The organism is Salinirubellus litoreus, from assembly GCF_037335815.1.
Classification (GTDB): Archaea; Halobacteriota; Halobacteria; order Halobacteriales; family Haloarculaceae; genus Salinirubellus; species Salinirubellus litoreus.
On record NZ_CP147842.1, the window covers coordinates 189,301 to 203,852 of the forward strand.

Here is a 14,552-nt window from a genome sequence, read left to right on the forward strand (position 1 = left end):
GTGGCAGAACGAATAAACGTACCTCTAGGAATGTTCCGCAGGTTGATCCAATTACACGATATCCGTACGTATTTACTAGAACCTCGACAACGGACCAGTCCGTATGGACGAACAGCGTACCGGTGATGTGTAGGATGCCGTGAGAGGGTTCGTATTGATATCAATGACCGATTTGATTACCTCAATCCGCCACCGAGTCGTGGAACGCGAATCCAGGCCAGCGATGACCCCCGACACGAATCGTCACAAATTCTACGCGGATTCAGTAATGATATCCGCGGCGGGGAGTAGAGTTCCTGAAACAGCCGAAAACGCCGGATAAGGCAAAAGTGGACTCGCTAGGAATCCGTTTAATCCCTGTGCTGTCCGGGGGTTTGTGTGGCAGTAGAATCTTCGCACTCGTCGATCAAGTCGCCGACCGCCTCAATGATAGAGTGTAGAGCTTGGTTTTCTCGGTCGGGAGTACTCGATGCCGGACGGGATCTCGTCTGTGGCTCCCGGCTCATGATGCTCGCCTCACAGAGTTCCTGTAGACCATCCGCCAGCGTCGTCAGGCATCCTGAATACCGGGCACGGTTCAGCAAGCGCTGTAATCGTATCACATCTATGTGCTAGCACTTAACATAGATGGGTGGCGATAACGTATGAGACGGGAGATTGCCATGACGTTAGCTACTGTTCCCGAGTACGGTTCTGCCCAAACCACTCGTAAGGCCGGGCATGCAGTTGTTGCGGGGGCGGGAATGGCGGGACTGCTGGCAGCCCGCGTGTTGGCGGATCATTTCGAGCAAGTGATGATCGTCGAGAAGGATTCACTGCCGGATGCCCCCGTGACCCGAAAGGGGGTTCCGCAGGCAAACCACATTCACAACCTGCACGAAGCCGGGAGAAGAACACTCGAAGATCTATTTCCCGGTTTTAGCGAGGATTTGATCGCTGCTGGAGGGAACCGAATCGAGATCAACAGCGACTCTCGCGTGTTCATCGAGGGGGACGTGCTGGCTCACGGACCGGGTCGATTACCGATGTATTGTGCCAGTCGGCCGCTGTTCGAATTGGTCACGCGACGGCGAGTTGACGACGTCGATAATATCTCGCTCCGGGAACACTGCCAGTTCATCGATTACATCGTCGGGGAGACGGCACCGAACGTCGAGGGGATATCGATACGTCAGGACGGGCGTACAGAAGAGATCCCTGCGAACCTGGTTGTCGATGCGACTGGACGAACCTCCCGAACCCCGGACTGGCTGGCGGAACACGATTATCCGACGCCGACGGTCGATGAAGTTCATATTGACGTGGTATACAGCACTGCTCTCGTCAATCGACCTGTGGATGCACAGCAAACGCGTGTTGTTCTGCCGAACCCCCCGCGCAAACGCGGCGGTGGCATGTTTCCGGTCGAAAACGGCCGGTGGATGATGACGCTCTTCGGGGTCCATGGCGAACACGCCCCACCGGATCCCGAGGGTTTCGCTGACTTCGCCGCCAGCTTGCCGATCCCTGATTTCAAGCGTGTTATCGACGAGTACGGGCTGGCAAGCGAAATGATCGAGCAGTATCCGTTCCCCTCGAACAAGCGGGTCAGGTACGAGGAGATCGACCGCTTTCCCGACGGGTTAGTCGTGGTTGGTGATGGAATAGCCAGTTTCAATCCGATCTACGGCCAGGGTATGTCGGTCGCTGCGCTCGAAGCCCTCCAGCTACACCACGTCCTCGCGGCGGACGGAACCGACGACCTTGCACATCGGTTCTTCCAGCGAGCCGAAACTGTCGTCGACGACGCCTGGATGCTCGCAGTCGGCTCTGATTTCCAGTTTCCACAGACCACCGGGCCCAAACCCACCGGGACAGATCTCATCAACAAGTATCTCTCGCGGCTGTTACGGAAGGCTCGGACGGATGGCAAAGTCGCTGATGCGTTCAACAGGGTCATTATCATGGAAGAGCGCCCGACCTCGCTGTTCCGGCCCCGCATCCTGTGGCGAGTCCTCACGCCAAGTATCTGAATCGAGCAATGAACGAACATCCACCTGCAGAACAGAGTTACACCACTCGTGATACGTGGAACGGTGTAGCGCACGACAGGTTATTTCGGAATCGATGACCGATTGATCACCTCCCGCGTTTCCGAATCACCGAACGGAATCCAAGCCAGTGATGACCGCTGACACGAGTCGTAACGAATTCTCCACGGTTCCAGTAATGCCATACTCAGTGGACAGTAGAGGTTCTGAAAACCTACGATCGCGTGCCTACCTCGATCAGGAATCTGCTCACTATCGTACTGTGGAATGGCTAGTAAGGTCATATCAGCCAATACTGAACCCGATCGACTCGATCGGGGTCAGTCGTCCGCCGTGGATTCCTCTTGTTCCCTGAGGTGCTCAAAGATATCGTCCGTCTCGGCGGCGAAGTCGTCGTGCTCATATTCGTTTCCGTGCAGCAGCGTTGAGAAGTACCGGGTACTGCCAGCGAGGTTGACTGCCTCTTCGATTCCGGCCTCCGAGACATCCGCGAATCGTGCTTCTTCTTTGTGGAAGTAGGCGCAGTAGGGACACTGCATAGCGGCGGCTGCACTCACTCCGGCGAGCGCTTTCTCGCGCGGGGACAGCTCGGTTTCGGCAAGGAGCAGGTCCCGAAATATCCCCCAACTGTGGTCGCTTGCCGGCTCTGCCATGATCTGCATAAAGCCGGGTACCTGTCCGAACGTTTTTTCGATCTCCCGTACTGTCTGTTCTGATGCCATGTCGTACCCTCCCGCAAACTACCAATAGGACTGCGAGGGCCACAACGTTACCTCGTAAAATTCTGGCACCGTCTGCCGTCAACGCAGTCGCTGGAAATCAGTCAACATCTGCAAAGGGAATCAATCATGTAGAGAAACGGGCCGTGTCGTCCGGTACTGGTCGATCTGGTGCAGGAACGATAGTGAGAGATACGCGCGGTCTATGCAGCAGTGTCATCCTCTACTGCTGGATTCCTGCCATCACCGTAGTCACCGATTCAGCGAGTGCATTCGGCAGAACGGTATCTACAGAGCATGTTGTATTGTCTGCAAGAGGATTCTACAGTGAGATGTGATGAAAATACGGATATATATCCTGGTTTACTCTCCGGGCGGTTCGACGAGGCCGACCTGCAGGAACAGACCGTATAGATCAGGGAAGCTGATCACTTCTACCACCTTCCCGTCGTTGAACCGGTAGTACACGAAGTCCCATGCCTCGACCGAGGCACCGGTCGGCTCGACGCCCATTAGGTTACCTTCGTGGGTTCCCCCGAATGTGCAATACGCCATCACTTTGTCGTCTTCGGCGACGACTTCATGGGCTCGAAAGAACAAATCCGGGAATCCCGCCCGGACCATTCTGAGGTTGTCCTTGTACGCTTCTCGTCCATGAACTTGTCCACCTAGGTGGTCTGGTTTATCGAATACTACGTCTTCGGCTATTACGTCATCAAGCACGTTCTCATCCCCGCCGTCCCAAACATCATAGATCTGTTGTGCTGCTCGTTTGTTCGCTTCTTGCTGGTCTTGTGATTCTGCCATGGCAATTCACTTGATTGCCGCGAGTGAGATGCTCTTGACGCCGTACTTCTGACAGGCGTTCGCCGCCTGTTCCGAAATAAACTCGTATTCAGTGTTCTCTTGGACCTCCACGAGGTCGAAGCCAGCGCTTTCGATCAGCGACGTGTAGCTGTCGACCTGTTCGGCACCACCGATACAGGCGGCCCACAGATCCGCGTCGGACTTGATGCTCTCGGGCATCTGCTGTTCGCTGATGATGTCGGACAGAGCCAACCGTCCGCCCGGTTTGAGCACCCGGTTCGCCTCCTCGAATACCGTCCCCTTCTCGGCGGAGAGGTTGATCACCCCGTTCGAGATCACCGCATCGAACGAGGCGTCCGCGAACGGGAGGTCCTCGATATAGCCCTCGCGGAACGTGAGGTTGTGGAAGCCGTTGTTCGTTGCGAGGTCGGTAGCCTTCTCGACCTGCTCTGTGGTCATGTCGATTCCTGTCACTGTTCCCGTCTCAGTCACGTGTAGTCCGGCGACAAAGGCGTCCATCCCCCAGCCACTACCGAGATCGAGCACGTCCGCACCTGATTCGAGTTCTGCCAAGTCGAAGTAGTAACCGACACCCGCGAACGAGTCGATCGCCGCGTCCGGAACGTAGTCGAGGTCGTCGGGGTCGTACCCGAGGCGGACGGCGAGGTCGCGCCCCGTCTCGAAGTGGAACTCGGCGTTGGCGGACTCCGCGACGTCCTGGTACATCGACTTGACCTCGCGTTCGAGTTTGTCCGTGTCGAGTGCTTCGCTCATCGGTGGTCACCGGTTAGTCGTCTCCCGCCACCTCGGCGGGCGTAGCGACGGTCATCTCAACGTCCTGAGCGAGCGAGACGAGCGTGTAGACGGGTGCTCGTCGTGCCCACTCGTCGATCAGGTCCTGGTCGAGGTCCTCGCCGTCGATTTCGACCTCGGCGGTTAGGTTCTCGAAGACTGTGTCGGCCCCTTTGAGTTCCTTGAGGCTGAACAGCACCGCTGGATCGAAATCGGTCCGAACACGCGTCTGGAGGTGTTCGATGTCGACATCGTTGGCGGCGGCGTTGATAGAAATGCCGACGTTGATACAGGCTGCCAGCGCCGATAGCGCCGCTTCGACCGGCTCTAATCGGTCGGTCGCGCCCATCCATCCACCAGCGTCCAGCACTTCCTTCCAGCCGCCGTAGGGAATCGTGTATTCACGCGTGTCACGAGAAATCGTCTCCCCTCCGAGCTCGTAGCTATCGATCTTTGCCAGGCTGTGCGCGGCTGTCCCTTCGTATGTCGCGGACGCTCCGAGTCCAAGTTGAACGGCTTCTGGATTCTCTGCTGCGTGTGCGGCGAACCCTTCGAGTGTTTCGAGTTCGATACCATGTGCAGTTTGCTGGTCGTCAGTCATGTGGGTTGCCTCCCTCCCAAAGTCACTACCACGCCGAGGCTGTTGTAGCTAATTCGTGCCAATTCTGCAGGGGCTGCCGTTCCTGTACCGACTGAAAAACACTCAACTGCTACTATCCTGAACCCGGTTGTGGCGGAACCGGGTCCTGCTCACCGCTGCTCGTCACCGCTCCATGGAACCCGCTGCGAATACTTCAGATCTGGTATCGAAATCACACACGTCGCTGGAGTCGTCACTCTACGATGGGTGTGGATTCGAGTGGCCGAGCGTCGGATTTGTAAGAGGCGTAGACCGACTCCGCCCACTCGCGTGCGTCTGATGCATCAGTATCGATCAACCCCTTTACGCTCCCGCTATCGGGATCGCAGCCGCTGATAGCGATTCGGTCATCGAAGAGGTTGAGCCCGTAGGACGGCACATCGTCGTGGATAAATCCAGTCATATTGTCGCAGTCGAGGATCTCGGAGGAAGCTTCCGGGTACATCGATATGACATATTTGGCGGCGCGCGACGAATCGATGATCTCGGTCTGCATCCCATCGAGAACTCGCCGTCTGAACAGTTCACGACAGGGTTCAATCAGGGTAATGCCGACTCCGAGGTACCGGAACCGATCGGTCTCTTCAAGCAGCGATCTGTATCGGTTTATCGGACGGTACGGGGCGTCGTATTCGGGGATGCACAGGGTCACTCCTGAACTCGGTTCGAGTGCGAATTCGGTAGCATCGTCAGGAAGCCAGTGCCAGATGTCACGCAGCTTTCGCTCGGCGCTGACCAGAGCAATCAGCTCTTCCATCCCGGACGCGATTGCTTCTCCCGATTGTGTTATTTCGTACTTGTATCCGTCCTTGCGGGTCCAGTTGCGGTCTTCGAACTCATCCAGTGTCCGCCGTATCGTGGAGGACGAAACCCCGGTCAACTCACAGAGTTCAGAGCGACTTCGAGGACGCTCTGTCAGCGCGACGAGTGTCGGGACGCGGTGTTCGGACCGCGCGAGATACGCGATGTCACCGATTGGTGACTCAGTATTTTGGTGCGGTATGCTATCGTGGCCCATGAGTCGAGTACGTATACGAGCCTGAAAACGATTGGTTCCACTTACAATACGATGCCGAGTGATTTACTGTCTCTGCCTAAGCAGCCAATTCAGGTGAGTGGCGACACGCAGACTTTTTTATCGACAGTGCTGGCGTCTGCTCGCGGTGCTCTGCCAAACTCGAAACGGCCGTTGATGTGTGTGAAAACCACGACGCCAGTACCGGGGTTTGTGACGAATGCGAGAGATGCTATGCGATGACGTTCGACCTCTACTGTCCGAACTGCAACTACGACCCGAACTCCATCGCGCCCGGGACCAGCCTGGCCAACACGGAGCCGCTGGCGTGTCTCACTGCTCATGGACTCAATCCATTCACCCCCGAATCACTCGATCGTGCGAGCCGAACGCTTGCCCACGATGACCAGGACGTCGTTTCGACGGACCCGTTAGAGTCTCGGCTCACATTTACCGCCAACGGGCATAGCATCACGTTGGTACTCGACGAAGAAGTCTCGGTGATTGCTGTTACGCGAAGCGAGACCGGCGAAACCGCCTGATGAGGATACTCTCTGAAATTCAACGCTTGTGTGCAATCCCCATACTCGCTGGCCCGTTCAAATGCTGAATCTGGACGTCCTCGAAGCCCGCGTCCTCCGCCCACGACACGAACTGCTCGCCAGTGTAGTCGAAGGCGTCACCGTAGTACACGAGCATGTTCAGCGACATCATCAGGCCCATGGTATTTGCCTGGCGGTCGTCGTCGATGATGTGGTCGATAGCGACGAAGGTTCCGCCCGGGTTGACAGCGTCGTAGAACTTCTCCATGAGCGTCTTTTTCGTCTCCAGGTTCTCCTGATGGAGGACCAGACTCGCTGTCACGAGGTCCGCGTCGGGAATGGGCTCCTCGTTGTAATCGCTGCTGACGGCGTCGATCCGATCCTCAAGGCCGTCAGCCTGGATGCGCTCGTGGGCCAGTTCAGCCACCTCCGGCAGGTCCGTCGTAGTGATCGAAAGGTGGGGTTCGCGTCGGGCCACGATCCGAGACAGGTCGCCGAGAGCACCTCCAACGTCCGTCATCGAATCGTAGTCCGAGAAATCGAACTGCTTGGCAAACGCGACGAAGTTCCCCTTCGACAGCCCGGCCATCCCCTCGGCGAACGCCTCCAGTTCCATGGGGTCATCGTACATCTCCTCCCACAGCGGTTCGCCCGTCTCATCGATGACTCCCTGTGGTTCGCCTGTTCGCAGACTCTCTTCGAGCCCTCCCCACACGTCGTAGGTTTGCTGGTTGAAGATGTCGATTGCGCCACCGATGTACCGTGGATCGTTCTTGTTCAAGAATGCCGCAGTCTCCGGGGTGTTCCGATACCGAGGGTCGTCCCCGTCGCCGTCGCGTTCGAGGAACCCGAGCGACGCGAGCGTGTCGAGAAAATCTCTGGTCGCTCGTGGATGCAGGTCAAGTTTCCGTTCGATCTCGGAGGCTCGAAGCCCTCCGTCTGCGAGAACAGTAAAAAGTTCGAGATCGACGGCTGCACCCAACACTTTCGTCCCCCAAAACCCCGTCGCCACCTGCATGATGTGTTCCGGATCCGGTTCACTTTCTTCGGGCGTGTGTTCTCTTTCGTCTGATGTGGTTTCTGCCATGCGTACTCACCGTGTAGTTGGACAGCGTCGGTCGTGCTTCCGCGTCACGTTCTGCGTGATACTCCGTGCCGACAATCGTCCACGAGGTCATTTAGCGGGCATTGGCGGCTGGCACCGTGCCCTCACGACTCACCTACTGGTACTGTTGGGAGGACAAAAAGTATAATCTGTATGAGGTTTCAGTAAGCACACTGTCTGTCTGATCCACTCTGTACGCCGTGTCTCGGCGACACAGGCGCGCTACTGGCTACGGCTCGGTTCTGACTGGCGCGGGGGATGGGGTTCGAAGGCTCTACGAAGTCATATGTAGAAACCAGGACTCGGACGAGATTCGAATCAGGCATCGTATTCTCGTTCTGTCTCGTCGGGTGAACTCGGTTCGCCGTCCGAGAAGACTGATCGCGGACCTGGATTCGTTTGTGACCAGGTGATAGAACAGGTGGAGGTTGATTTCAGTGCCCCGGAGCACTTCCGAACATCCAGTTACTTCGGTTGTGTATCGGAGGCCGATTGTCAGACCGAGTTCGACCGCGTTACGGCTGTCACGACAGTCGATTCGGTATTCGCTGTACTGCTGTCTCGAACCTCGTGAGCGAATTCTAGAACAGCTTTGTAGGAACGATCGAGCTGTCGCGCAATTTGCGTGATTTCTGTTGTGTTCATCTCTCGGATGATATGGGTCATTTCCGGAATGGAAAGCTGATGGTCGGCGAAGAGCGTCCCCGTCAGGTCGTTGAATTTGCCATCGCAAGTGTGGCACTTGTACCGTTGTGCGCCCTTGCTCGTCGTTCCTTTCTTGATCGTATCCATACTGTCGCAGTTCGGACATCGAGTTCCATCCGGCCACCGAGAGCGTCGGAGCGTCTGTAGGCAGTCCTCGGTGTCTGGAAGACTGACCGAATCATCGCTCTCCTGTCTGTCTGTGGAAGAGACCTCACTAGAGGAATGACTCACAACCCGCTTGTTCGCAGCTCCCTCCAAGTCACGATCAGTCCCGGAGTCGTTGCGGCTGACATCTACGACAGTGAGATTCTCATCGAGGGTCAGGTGGAGCTCCGCTCCATCACATATGGCTGTCACGCGAATCCGAACGGGATTTCTGGACACGACCGTCTGTTCCTTTTTGAGGCGATCGAACAACCGGCCGCAGACCTCGGGGTCGTCGAGGCCGTAGGTCATGTCGAATCCGTGCTCGTGGTAAAACGCGACGACCGCAGGATGGTCGAAGACAGCCACCCACGCAGGATAGGACGCGCTGTGCTTGCAGACCGAGCACACGTAGCTGACCCGGGCTTCGTTCCAGCCACCACGTATCGACGTGCCGCAATTGGGACAGAGTTCCTCCGACGGAGCGTCGTGGGAATCACAGATCTCCAGGGATTCCTCGATCGGTCCGGAACATTCCGGACAAACACCCCTGATGAGTAACTTGACGGTTTGAACGTACTCAATCGTTCCTGCCACGAATACCCCCTCGGGCGTCCGATGGGACAAGCCGGCGGGGTTGAAGTCGTCGTAGACGATGAGCGTTCCCTCGGGCGTCTGTTCGGTAGACTCAGGGCCAAGATTCCCTTCGCACTCGGTACAGATCTGATAGAGTCGCTCGTCCTCGTAACTGAGTTCCACTGGCGCACCACAGTGGTAGCAGGACCGAGGAATCTCGGTTGGCGAGAGGTGACGCGTTTCGAGACCCGATCCCGCGATAACTGCCCGGACGATTTTGAGCCCGGAGTTTCGAAGCCGGTAGCCGTCCTCGATTTCCTCGACGTAGTGGCCGACCAACTTGTCGAGGTGATAGCTGAAATTCCCGCTGTCACGCACGCCGACGCGGTTCAGCAGTTGTGAAAACGAAACGGCGTTGTTCTGTACACGGGGATCGTAGACCTCCCACAGTGCCAGCAGGATGGCCAATCGAATCTCGTCGCTCAACAGTTTGAACGCCTCGGTTACGTGGGGTTCGGCGGCCCCGGCCGCTAGTTCAAGCGGAGATTCGGGTATATCTGACTCTGGCTCTTCCATGTGATACATTACCACGTATTGGGGAAAAAGGTGTGGCGAGTGTCGTAGTCGTCGGCTCAGAATATCTGACGCCTCTCCATGTTGACGGGTGATTCTTTTTTGTGGCTGTGTGTGGTAGATGTTCACACACAGGTGTTCGCTGATGCCACCAAATTCCCACGAGTCCGAAACCGGCGACGATAATCATTTTTCGGTGTGCCCGATGACACAAGCGTTCGAGGAGATCGGATCGAAATGGCGACTCGTCATCTTGCACTACCTCGTGATGAATGGTGAACAGCGGTTCAACAGCATAAAAGAGGATACGCCTGCTGATTCCTCTACTCTCTCACGGGTTCTCAAGGAACTGGAGGAGCGAGACCTCATTCGGCGGCGTCTAGAAGATCGCCCCATTGCCACGTACTATGACCTGACCGAGAAAGGCGAATCACTCGCTATCATGTTCGATGATATCGAAGCTTGGGCTGACGATTGGACCGACGCGGACAGCGAGAGCGAGTCATTACCCAATTCGGAATGAGTGATGATTCGGACTTACCGATAGTTACTAAGTGGTACTGCTATCACAAAATCCTATAAATATCACATAAATTATATATCTCGCCGAAACGTCATTCGTGATGTGGTCACAACGACCACGGAGGCGAACACACATGCCAGACCAAGGCCCCACACCCGGTCACCTCATGGAACTTGGCTTCGGTTTCCAGGCGTCGAAGACCCTTCTGACGGCAGTCGAACTCGGCGTGTTCGACACGCTCGCTGCCGGACCCAAGACGCGTGAAGATATCGAAGACGAACTCGGCCTCCATCCCCGAGGTTCGGAGGATTTCCTCGACGCACTCGTCGCGTTGAATGTCCTCGACCGCGAGGAGGGTCGATACCGGAACACGCCCGCGACCGAGGCATTCCTCGTCTCGGGGACTCCCTCCTACATCGGCGGATTGCTGGAGATGGCCAACGACCGCCTCTACGGCTTTTGGGGAGATCTCGAAGAGGCACTCCGGACGGGACGGCCAACCAACGAACTCGAAGACGACCAGACCCACCCCTTCACGGAAGCCATCTACCAGAGCGACGAGAACCTCGAACAATTCGTCGGTGCGATGACCGGGCTGAGTATGGGCGTAGCGAACGCGCTCGCACGTGAATTCCCGTGGTCGGAGCACGAGACAGTAGTCGATTTAGGAACCAGTGAGGGAGTTGTCCCGACGCGAATCGCCGAAGAGAACGAACACATCACCGCCATCGGCCTCGACCTGCCACGAGTCGAACCGCACTTCCGTGAATTCACAAGTGACAGTCCCGCAACCGACCGTATCGAATTCCGAACCGGCGATTTCTTCGGTACCGATCCCCTCCCTCCGGCAGATGTCTACGTCCTCGGGCATATCCTTCACGACTGGAGTCTCGATCGGAAACAGGAGATCCTCAAAAAAGTGTCCGAGGCGGTGAACTCGGGCGGTACTGTCATCGTCTATGGGACGATGATCGACGAGGAACGCCGCGAGGCTGAAATGCCGCTGCTAATGAGTTTGAACATATTGGTCGAAACACCGAACGGATTCGACTACACACCGAGTCAGTGTGTCCAGTGGCTGCACGAGGTCGGGTTTGAAGGCGGCGAGGCCAGAGAGTTGCCCGGTCCCGAGACGATGGTTCTGGCGCGCAAGTAACGCTGTTGTGGGACGCATCTGTATCCCGCAAACTCCCAAAGCTCAACCCTTCACGCCGGAGAGGTTGATTCGTTCGACAGCTGAACTGGAGTCTGAAGTCAGTCCACCGTGACGTAGACCCGACCGAAGAGGAGCTCGTCGTTCTCGTGTGTTTCGTCGGTTCCAGACCAGTCGTCGTGAACGTTGACATCCCCGCTCCTGGATAGCCTCTTCGTCAACTGACGCCGGTTCCGGATATCTGTCGTCTTTCCCTGCTGACTCCGCTGTGAATTCGGAACGATTTCCAAAACACGTTACTAGTTAACAATTAAAACAGAAAAATATCAGTAATACAGATTCAATAGCCCCTTTCCCCTTCGATTATTCCAGTTCTAGTTGTTCTGCGAACGATTGCTTGTCGAAGTAATCCCGCCAAGATGTGATTCCATCCTCGGTGACATCGATTATCGTTACGCCGGGTAGAGCAACCGTTTGCCCGGTCGGCGGAATACCGTTAAATTCTGCTTCGTGAGTACCGTGAATCGTCACCTCCACCGCCGTCGCTCGTTCGTCCCCCGAGATGACACGGTGTTGTTCGTAGCGGACGTCCGGAAACGCCTCGAATACTTCTGCTGTAAATCCTTGAAGTTCGGATTTGCTCAGTTTGTCCTGAAAAGGATCGGAAAACGTAATATCCTCGGCGAATTCAGCCATCAACCGTTCAGTATCGTGGTCGTTGAAAGCCTCCATGGCCTGCGCGATTGTGGGGTCCAGATCGGTGGTTTCTGCCATTGGTAGTCAGCTCTATTGACGTTCTCTGCAACAACTCCTCTCCCACTCTTCTTCTCTTCGGAGAGAACGGTTTCTAGTAATTATCGTGCTACGAGATAACATTTCACACCCCGGCGAAAGTATTCTATGAGTGGAATCATGGCTGGTCGAAAAACAACACAGCTCAGAGTCCAAGACAGATGATCGCCCGGAGGCGTCGAGATTGTATTCCGATCGAGCGTAGCGATGTTGTTCTCCTTCGATGGGCAAGCGATGGAGCAGTCTCCACTGGTTTCGCGTACAGCCAAACAGGAGACTTCCCGAGAAATTCAATCTGATTTATATTTCCCGGACATCTCGACAACAGCCTTTCACTGACGGTGTCTAGCTATGATACCCTATGATTAGACCCATCAATAGGAAGAGCCTTCACATTTGTTATCAAATAGCACACATGGAACACAGTAGATCAAAACAGGTGGACACGGCTTTGGGCTGTATGCCTGTGATCCGTCATGAGTGAAGAGACCGAGTTCGACGAAGAGCGAATTGCGGCGATGGAGCGTATCTATCGGACAACATCGATGGTCGAACGACGGCAACGAGTCAGGGACGCGTTGGCCCTCAAGCCGGGCGAACACGTCCTCTCGGTCGGGACCGGGCCGGGATTCGAATCACGAGGGTTGGCTAAGGATGTCGGCGAGAATGGTCGAGTGCACGGGATCGATACCGCGGAACCGATGCTAGCGACCGCCCGTGAGCGGTGTGAAGACCAGCCGTGGGCAACGTTTGAGCAGGGCGACGCTGCGAATCTGCCTATTGAAGACGGAGCGTTCGATGCGGCTGCCGCTGTCCAAGTCTACGAGTATGTTCCCGACCTCAACACCGCGTTCGATGAGTTGTATCGTGCTCTCCGTCCCGGCGGACGGGCCGTCGTCTTAACCTCCGACACGAGCACGATGACGTACCACGCCGCGGATGAGGCGCGTTCAGAGCAGATCGTCGATACGTTCGCCGCCCATTATACCCAACCGCGTCTCGCCCGGACAATCAAGCCGAAACTCGAACAGGCGAACTTCGAGGTGAACGATCAGGATGTATATGTTCACTTCGAGACCGAACTGACCGAGGACGCGGTCAGTGGAGCGTTCATCCCGGCTCTCAAGGAGATTGCTACCGAACAGGGCGGCGTCGACGAAGTCGATGTCGAAGCGTGGGTTGACGACCTCCACGAGCGGGCCGAAGCAGGCGAGTATTTCTTCAACTACAACCAGTACCTCTTCGTGGTCGAAAAGCCGTAGGAGGGCACCTAATCAGAAACAGGTCGATAGAATTTCTCTTCCGTACTCCTCCCATGATGAATCCGCTCTGTGTATTCAGCAGATTCGCCTAATTACGTGATATATCTGGAACTTCGAAGGATTAGTCCGGTCCAGGCTACCGGTTCCCGACCCACTAGCGGCTACTAGTAGTTCTCGAATGTGGAACGCCCACAGCGTCTGCGTCCCGCGGAAGTCATACCCGGTCTCGAAGCCACCGTACACGATCAAATCCGTCTCATCCGAGTCACCAACGCTCGTTACCCCGTCGGTGTCGTCGTCGAACTCGGTGTCCTCACCCCCAGAGACGGTGTGTTCGAGGCCCGGACAGACGACGAACATCGTGAGGAGGCCACCCCAGTCCCGGTAGCTCGCCCAGCCGAACGCCTCGGTCTCACCGCGCTGCTGGAGCGCACCGATGATGGGGAGATATGCCTCCTGTGGGTTGATGATCGAATATCGGTCCGAGGCGATCTGCCAGCGGAACGTGACGTCGTAGCCGAGGGCACACAGCGCCTTCCGGGGCTCGTCGACGATGTCCTGGTGGTCGCAGATACGAACCAACGGGTCCGACGACGCTCTCGTCGCAAGCTCGTCGAGTGAACACCCCGCATCGTCCTCGAGCACGTCGACATCCAATCCGTGAATGTCGCGAATTGCCTCGGTATCGACAGTCCCGTCGACGCCCACGAACTCGTTGGTCGCCCAGAGCTCTCCGGAACTCGCCTGCGGGAGCGTCGCGATGACCTCCTTCAGCGATCGGGGATCGGGATCGAGACACCGAGCTTCCGATGAAACCGCATCAGGATAGTCGCCCTGGTCGGCCGGAGTGAGGCCAGCAAAGGAGAGGGTCGTCTCACAGGCGAGCAGGTCTGCGACCGGAACGGTCGCCGCTATCGAGCGTGGCGCGTCGTCACCGGTGGCTGTGTCTGGTTGTGTTGGCGTGGACATGATCGTCGAAGGCCGAGGCTCTCGATGGTTGGAGAACGCGGCTGGTTCGCCCCTCAATCTATTAGAAGAGATAAATCACGCCCGTACTGCAAATTGCCGTGAGGTACGACCTTCGAATCACGAGGGATCGGTATTCGGCGCTTGTCGCCTCGTTGTCCACTATCCCTCGGACCTCCTGAAGCGTATTGATACTGTACCAAGCAAG

The 14,552-nt window shown here is 56.5% G+C and carries 14 protein-coding genes and 1 pseudogene; 5 read left to right on the top strand and 10 right to left on the bottom strand.

Translation table 11 applies throughout. The features are described 5' to 3' along the window. Window positions 1-644 precede the first annotated feature (644 nt). Complete coding sequence (locus tag WDJ58_RS23820; RefSeq protein ID WP_338918089.1) at window positions 645-2,012, top strand: NAD(P)/FAD-dependent oxidoreductase; 1,368 nt, start codon at window positions 645-647, stop codon at window positions 2,010-2,012. Window positions 2,013-2,350: 338 nt separating this feature from the next. Here WDJ58_RS23820 and WDJ58_RS23825 read toward each other — a convergent pair whose 3' ends face one another. The 5 genes from WDJ58_RS23825 to WDJ58_RS23845 form a co-directional block, all read right to left on the bottom strand. After that, a complete protein-coding gene (locus WDJ58_RS23825; RefSeq protein ID WP_338918090.1) occupies window positions 2,351-2,752 on the bottom strand; it encodes a carboxymuconolactone decarboxylase family protein in 402 nt (133 codons plus the stop codon). Window positions 2,753-3,112: 360 nt separating this feature from the next. Next, a complete protein-coding gene (locus WDJ58_RS23830) occupies window positions 3,113-3,556 on the bottom strand; it encodes an ester cyclase (protein ID WP_338918092.1) in 444 nt (147 codons plus the stop codon). Window positions 3,557-3,562: 6 nt separating this feature from the next. Continuing rightward, window positions 3,563-4,330 carry a methyltransferase domain-containing protein gene (locus WDJ58_RS23835; protein WP_338918093.1) on the bottom strand — a complete coding sequence of 256 codons (768 nt, stop codon included), beginning with the start codon at window positions 4,328-4,330 and terminating at the stop codon, window positions 3,563-3,565. 13 nt (window positions 4,331-4,343) lie between these two features. Further along, complete coding sequence (locus WDJ58_RS23840; protein WP_338918094.1) at window positions 4,344-4,949, bottom strand: OsmC family protein; 606 nt, start codon at window positions 4,947-4,949, stop codon at window positions 4,344-4,346. A 232-nt stretch (window positions 4,950-5,181) separates the two neighbouring features. Further along, window positions 5,182-6,006 (bottom strand): helix-turn-helix transcriptional regulator, encoded by an 825-nt coding sequence (locus tag WDJ58_RS23845; RefSeq protein ID WP_338918095.1) that lies wholly within the window; start codon window positions 6,004-6,006, stop codon window positions 5,182-5,184. 236 nt (window positions 6,007-6,242) lie between these two features. On the opposite strand from WDJ58_RS23845, the gene WDJ58_RS23850 reads away from it, so the two are divergent. Continuing rightward, window positions 6,243-6,545: a DUF7351 domain-containing protein gene (locus tag WDJ58_RS23850; RefSeq protein ID WP_338918096.1), complete on the top strand. Its 303-nt coding sequence runs from the start codon at window positions 6,243-6,245 to the stop codon at window positions 6,543-6,545. A 19-nt stretch (window positions 6,546-6,564) separates the two neighbouring features. Here WDJ58_RS23850 and WDJ58_RS23855 read toward each other — a convergent pair whose 3' ends face one another. Together WDJ58_RS23855 and WDJ58_RS23860 are read right to left on the bottom strand one after the other, a co-directional pair. Next, a complete protein-coding gene (locus WDJ58_RS23855; protein ID WP_338918097.1) occupies window positions 6,565-7,632 on the bottom strand; it encodes a methyltransferase in 1,068 nt (355 codons plus the stop codon). A gap of 573 nt (window positions 7,633-8,205) precedes the next feature. Continuing rightward, a pseudogene (locus tag WDJ58_RS23860) lies at window positions 8,206-8,586 on the bottom strand (transposase); the annotation flags it as partial. Between the two features lie 1,207 nt (window positions 8,587-9,793). Between WDJ58_RS23860 and WDJ58_RS23865 the strand changes: the two are divergent. Next, on the top strand, window positions 9,794-10,171 hold the full coding sequence (locus tag WDJ58_RS23865) for a winged helix-turn-helix transcriptional regulator (protein ID WP_338918098.1): 378 nt from the start codon (window positions 9,794-9,796) through the stop codon (window positions 10,169-10,171). 166 nt (window positions 10,172-10,337) lie between these two features. Next, a complete protein-coding gene (locus WDJ58_RS23870; RefSeq protein ID WP_338918099.1) occupies window positions 10,338-11,327 on the top strand; it encodes a class I SAM-dependent methyltransferase in 990 nt (329 codons plus the stop codon). Window positions 11,328-11,425: 98 nt separating this feature from the next. On the opposite strand, the gene WDJ58_RS23875 is transcribed toward WDJ58_RS23870, so the two are convergent. After that, window positions 11,426-11,614, bottom strand: a complete 189-nt coding sequence (locus WDJ58_RS23875) for a hypothetical protein (protein ID WP_338918101.1) — start codon at window positions 11,612-11,614, stop codon at window positions 11,426-11,428. A gap of 73 nt (window positions 11,615-11,687) precedes the next feature. Further along, window positions 11,688-12,098 (bottom strand): ester cyclase, encoded by a 411-nt coding sequence (locus tag WDJ58_RS23880; protein WP_338918102.1) that lies wholly within the window; start codon window positions 12,096-12,098, stop codon window positions 11,688-11,690. 494 nt (window positions 12,099-12,592) lie between these two features. Between WDJ58_RS23880 and WDJ58_RS23885 the strand changes: the two genes are divergently transcribed. Continuing rightward, window positions 12,593-13,378: a methyltransferase domain-containing protein gene (locus tag WDJ58_RS23885; protein WP_338918103.1), complete on the top strand. Its 786-nt coding sequence runs from the start codon at window positions 12,593-12,595 to the stop codon at window positions 13,376-13,378. Window positions 13,379-13,453: 75 nt separating this feature from the next. Here WDJ58_RS23885 and WDJ58_RS23890 read toward each other — a convergent pair whose 3' ends face one another. Then, on the bottom strand, window positions 13,454-14,347 hold the full coding sequence (locus WDJ58_RS23890) for a hypothetical protein (protein WP_338918104.1): 894 nt from the start codon (window positions 14,345-14,347) through the stop codon (window positions 13,454-13,456). Window positions 14,348-14,552 lie beyond the last annotated feature (205 nt).

Excerpts from the sequence above, each read along its gene's own strand:
- WDJ58_RS23820 (WP_338918089.1), top strand. The coding sequence starts at position 645 with ATGAGACGGGAGATTGCCATGACGTTAGCTACTGTTCCCGAGTACGGT.
- WDJ58_RS23880 (WP_338918102.1), bottom strand. The coding sequence starts at position 12,098 with ATGGCAGAAACCACCGATCTGGACCCCACAATCGCGCAGGCCATGGAG.
- WDJ58_RS23850 (WP_338918096.1), top strand. The coding sequence starts at position 6,243 with ATGACGTTCGACCTCTACTGTCCGAACTGCAACTACGACCCGAACTCC.
- WDJ58_RS23865 (WP_338918098.1), top strand. The coding sequence starts at position 9,794 with ATGCCACCAAATTCCCACGAGTCCGAAACCGGCGACGATAATCATTTT.
- WDJ58_RS23870 (WP_338918099.1), top strand. The coding sequence starts at position 10,338 with ATGGAACTTGGCTTCGGTTTCCAGGCGTCGAAGACCCTTCTGACGGCA.
- WDJ58_RS23890 (WP_338918104.1), bottom strand. The coding sequence starts at position 14,347 with ATGTCCACGCCAACACAACCAGACACAGCCACCGGTGACGACGCGCCA.
- WDJ58_RS23830 (WP_338918092.1), bottom strand. The coding sequence starts at position 3,556 with ATGGCAGAATCACAAGACCAGCAAGAAGCGAACAAACGAGCAGCACAA.
- WDJ58_RS23825 (WP_338918090.1), bottom strand. The coding sequence starts at position 2,752 with ATGGCATCAGAACAGACAGTACGGGAGATCGAAAAAACGTTCGGACAG.
- WDJ58_RS23840 (WP_338918094.1), bottom strand. The coding sequence starts at position 4,949 with ATGACTGACGACCAGCAAACTGCACATGGTATCGAACTCGAAACACTC.
- WDJ58_RS23855 (WP_338918097.1), bottom strand. The coding sequence starts at position 7,632 with ATGGCAGAAACCACATCAGACGAAAGAGAACACACGCCCGAAGAAAGT.
- WDJ58_RS23835 (WP_338918093.1), bottom strand. The coding sequence starts at position 4,330 with ATGAGCGAAGCACTCGACACGGACAAACTCGAACGCGAGGTCAAGTCG.
- WDJ58_RS23845 (WP_338918095.1), bottom strand. The coding sequence starts at position 6,006 with ATGGGCCACGATAGCATACCGCACCAAAATACTGAGTCACCAATCGGT.
- WDJ58_RS23885 (WP_338918103.1), top strand. The coding sequence starts at position 12,593 with ATGAGTGAAGAGACCGAGTTCGACGAAGAGCGAATTGCGGCGATGGAG.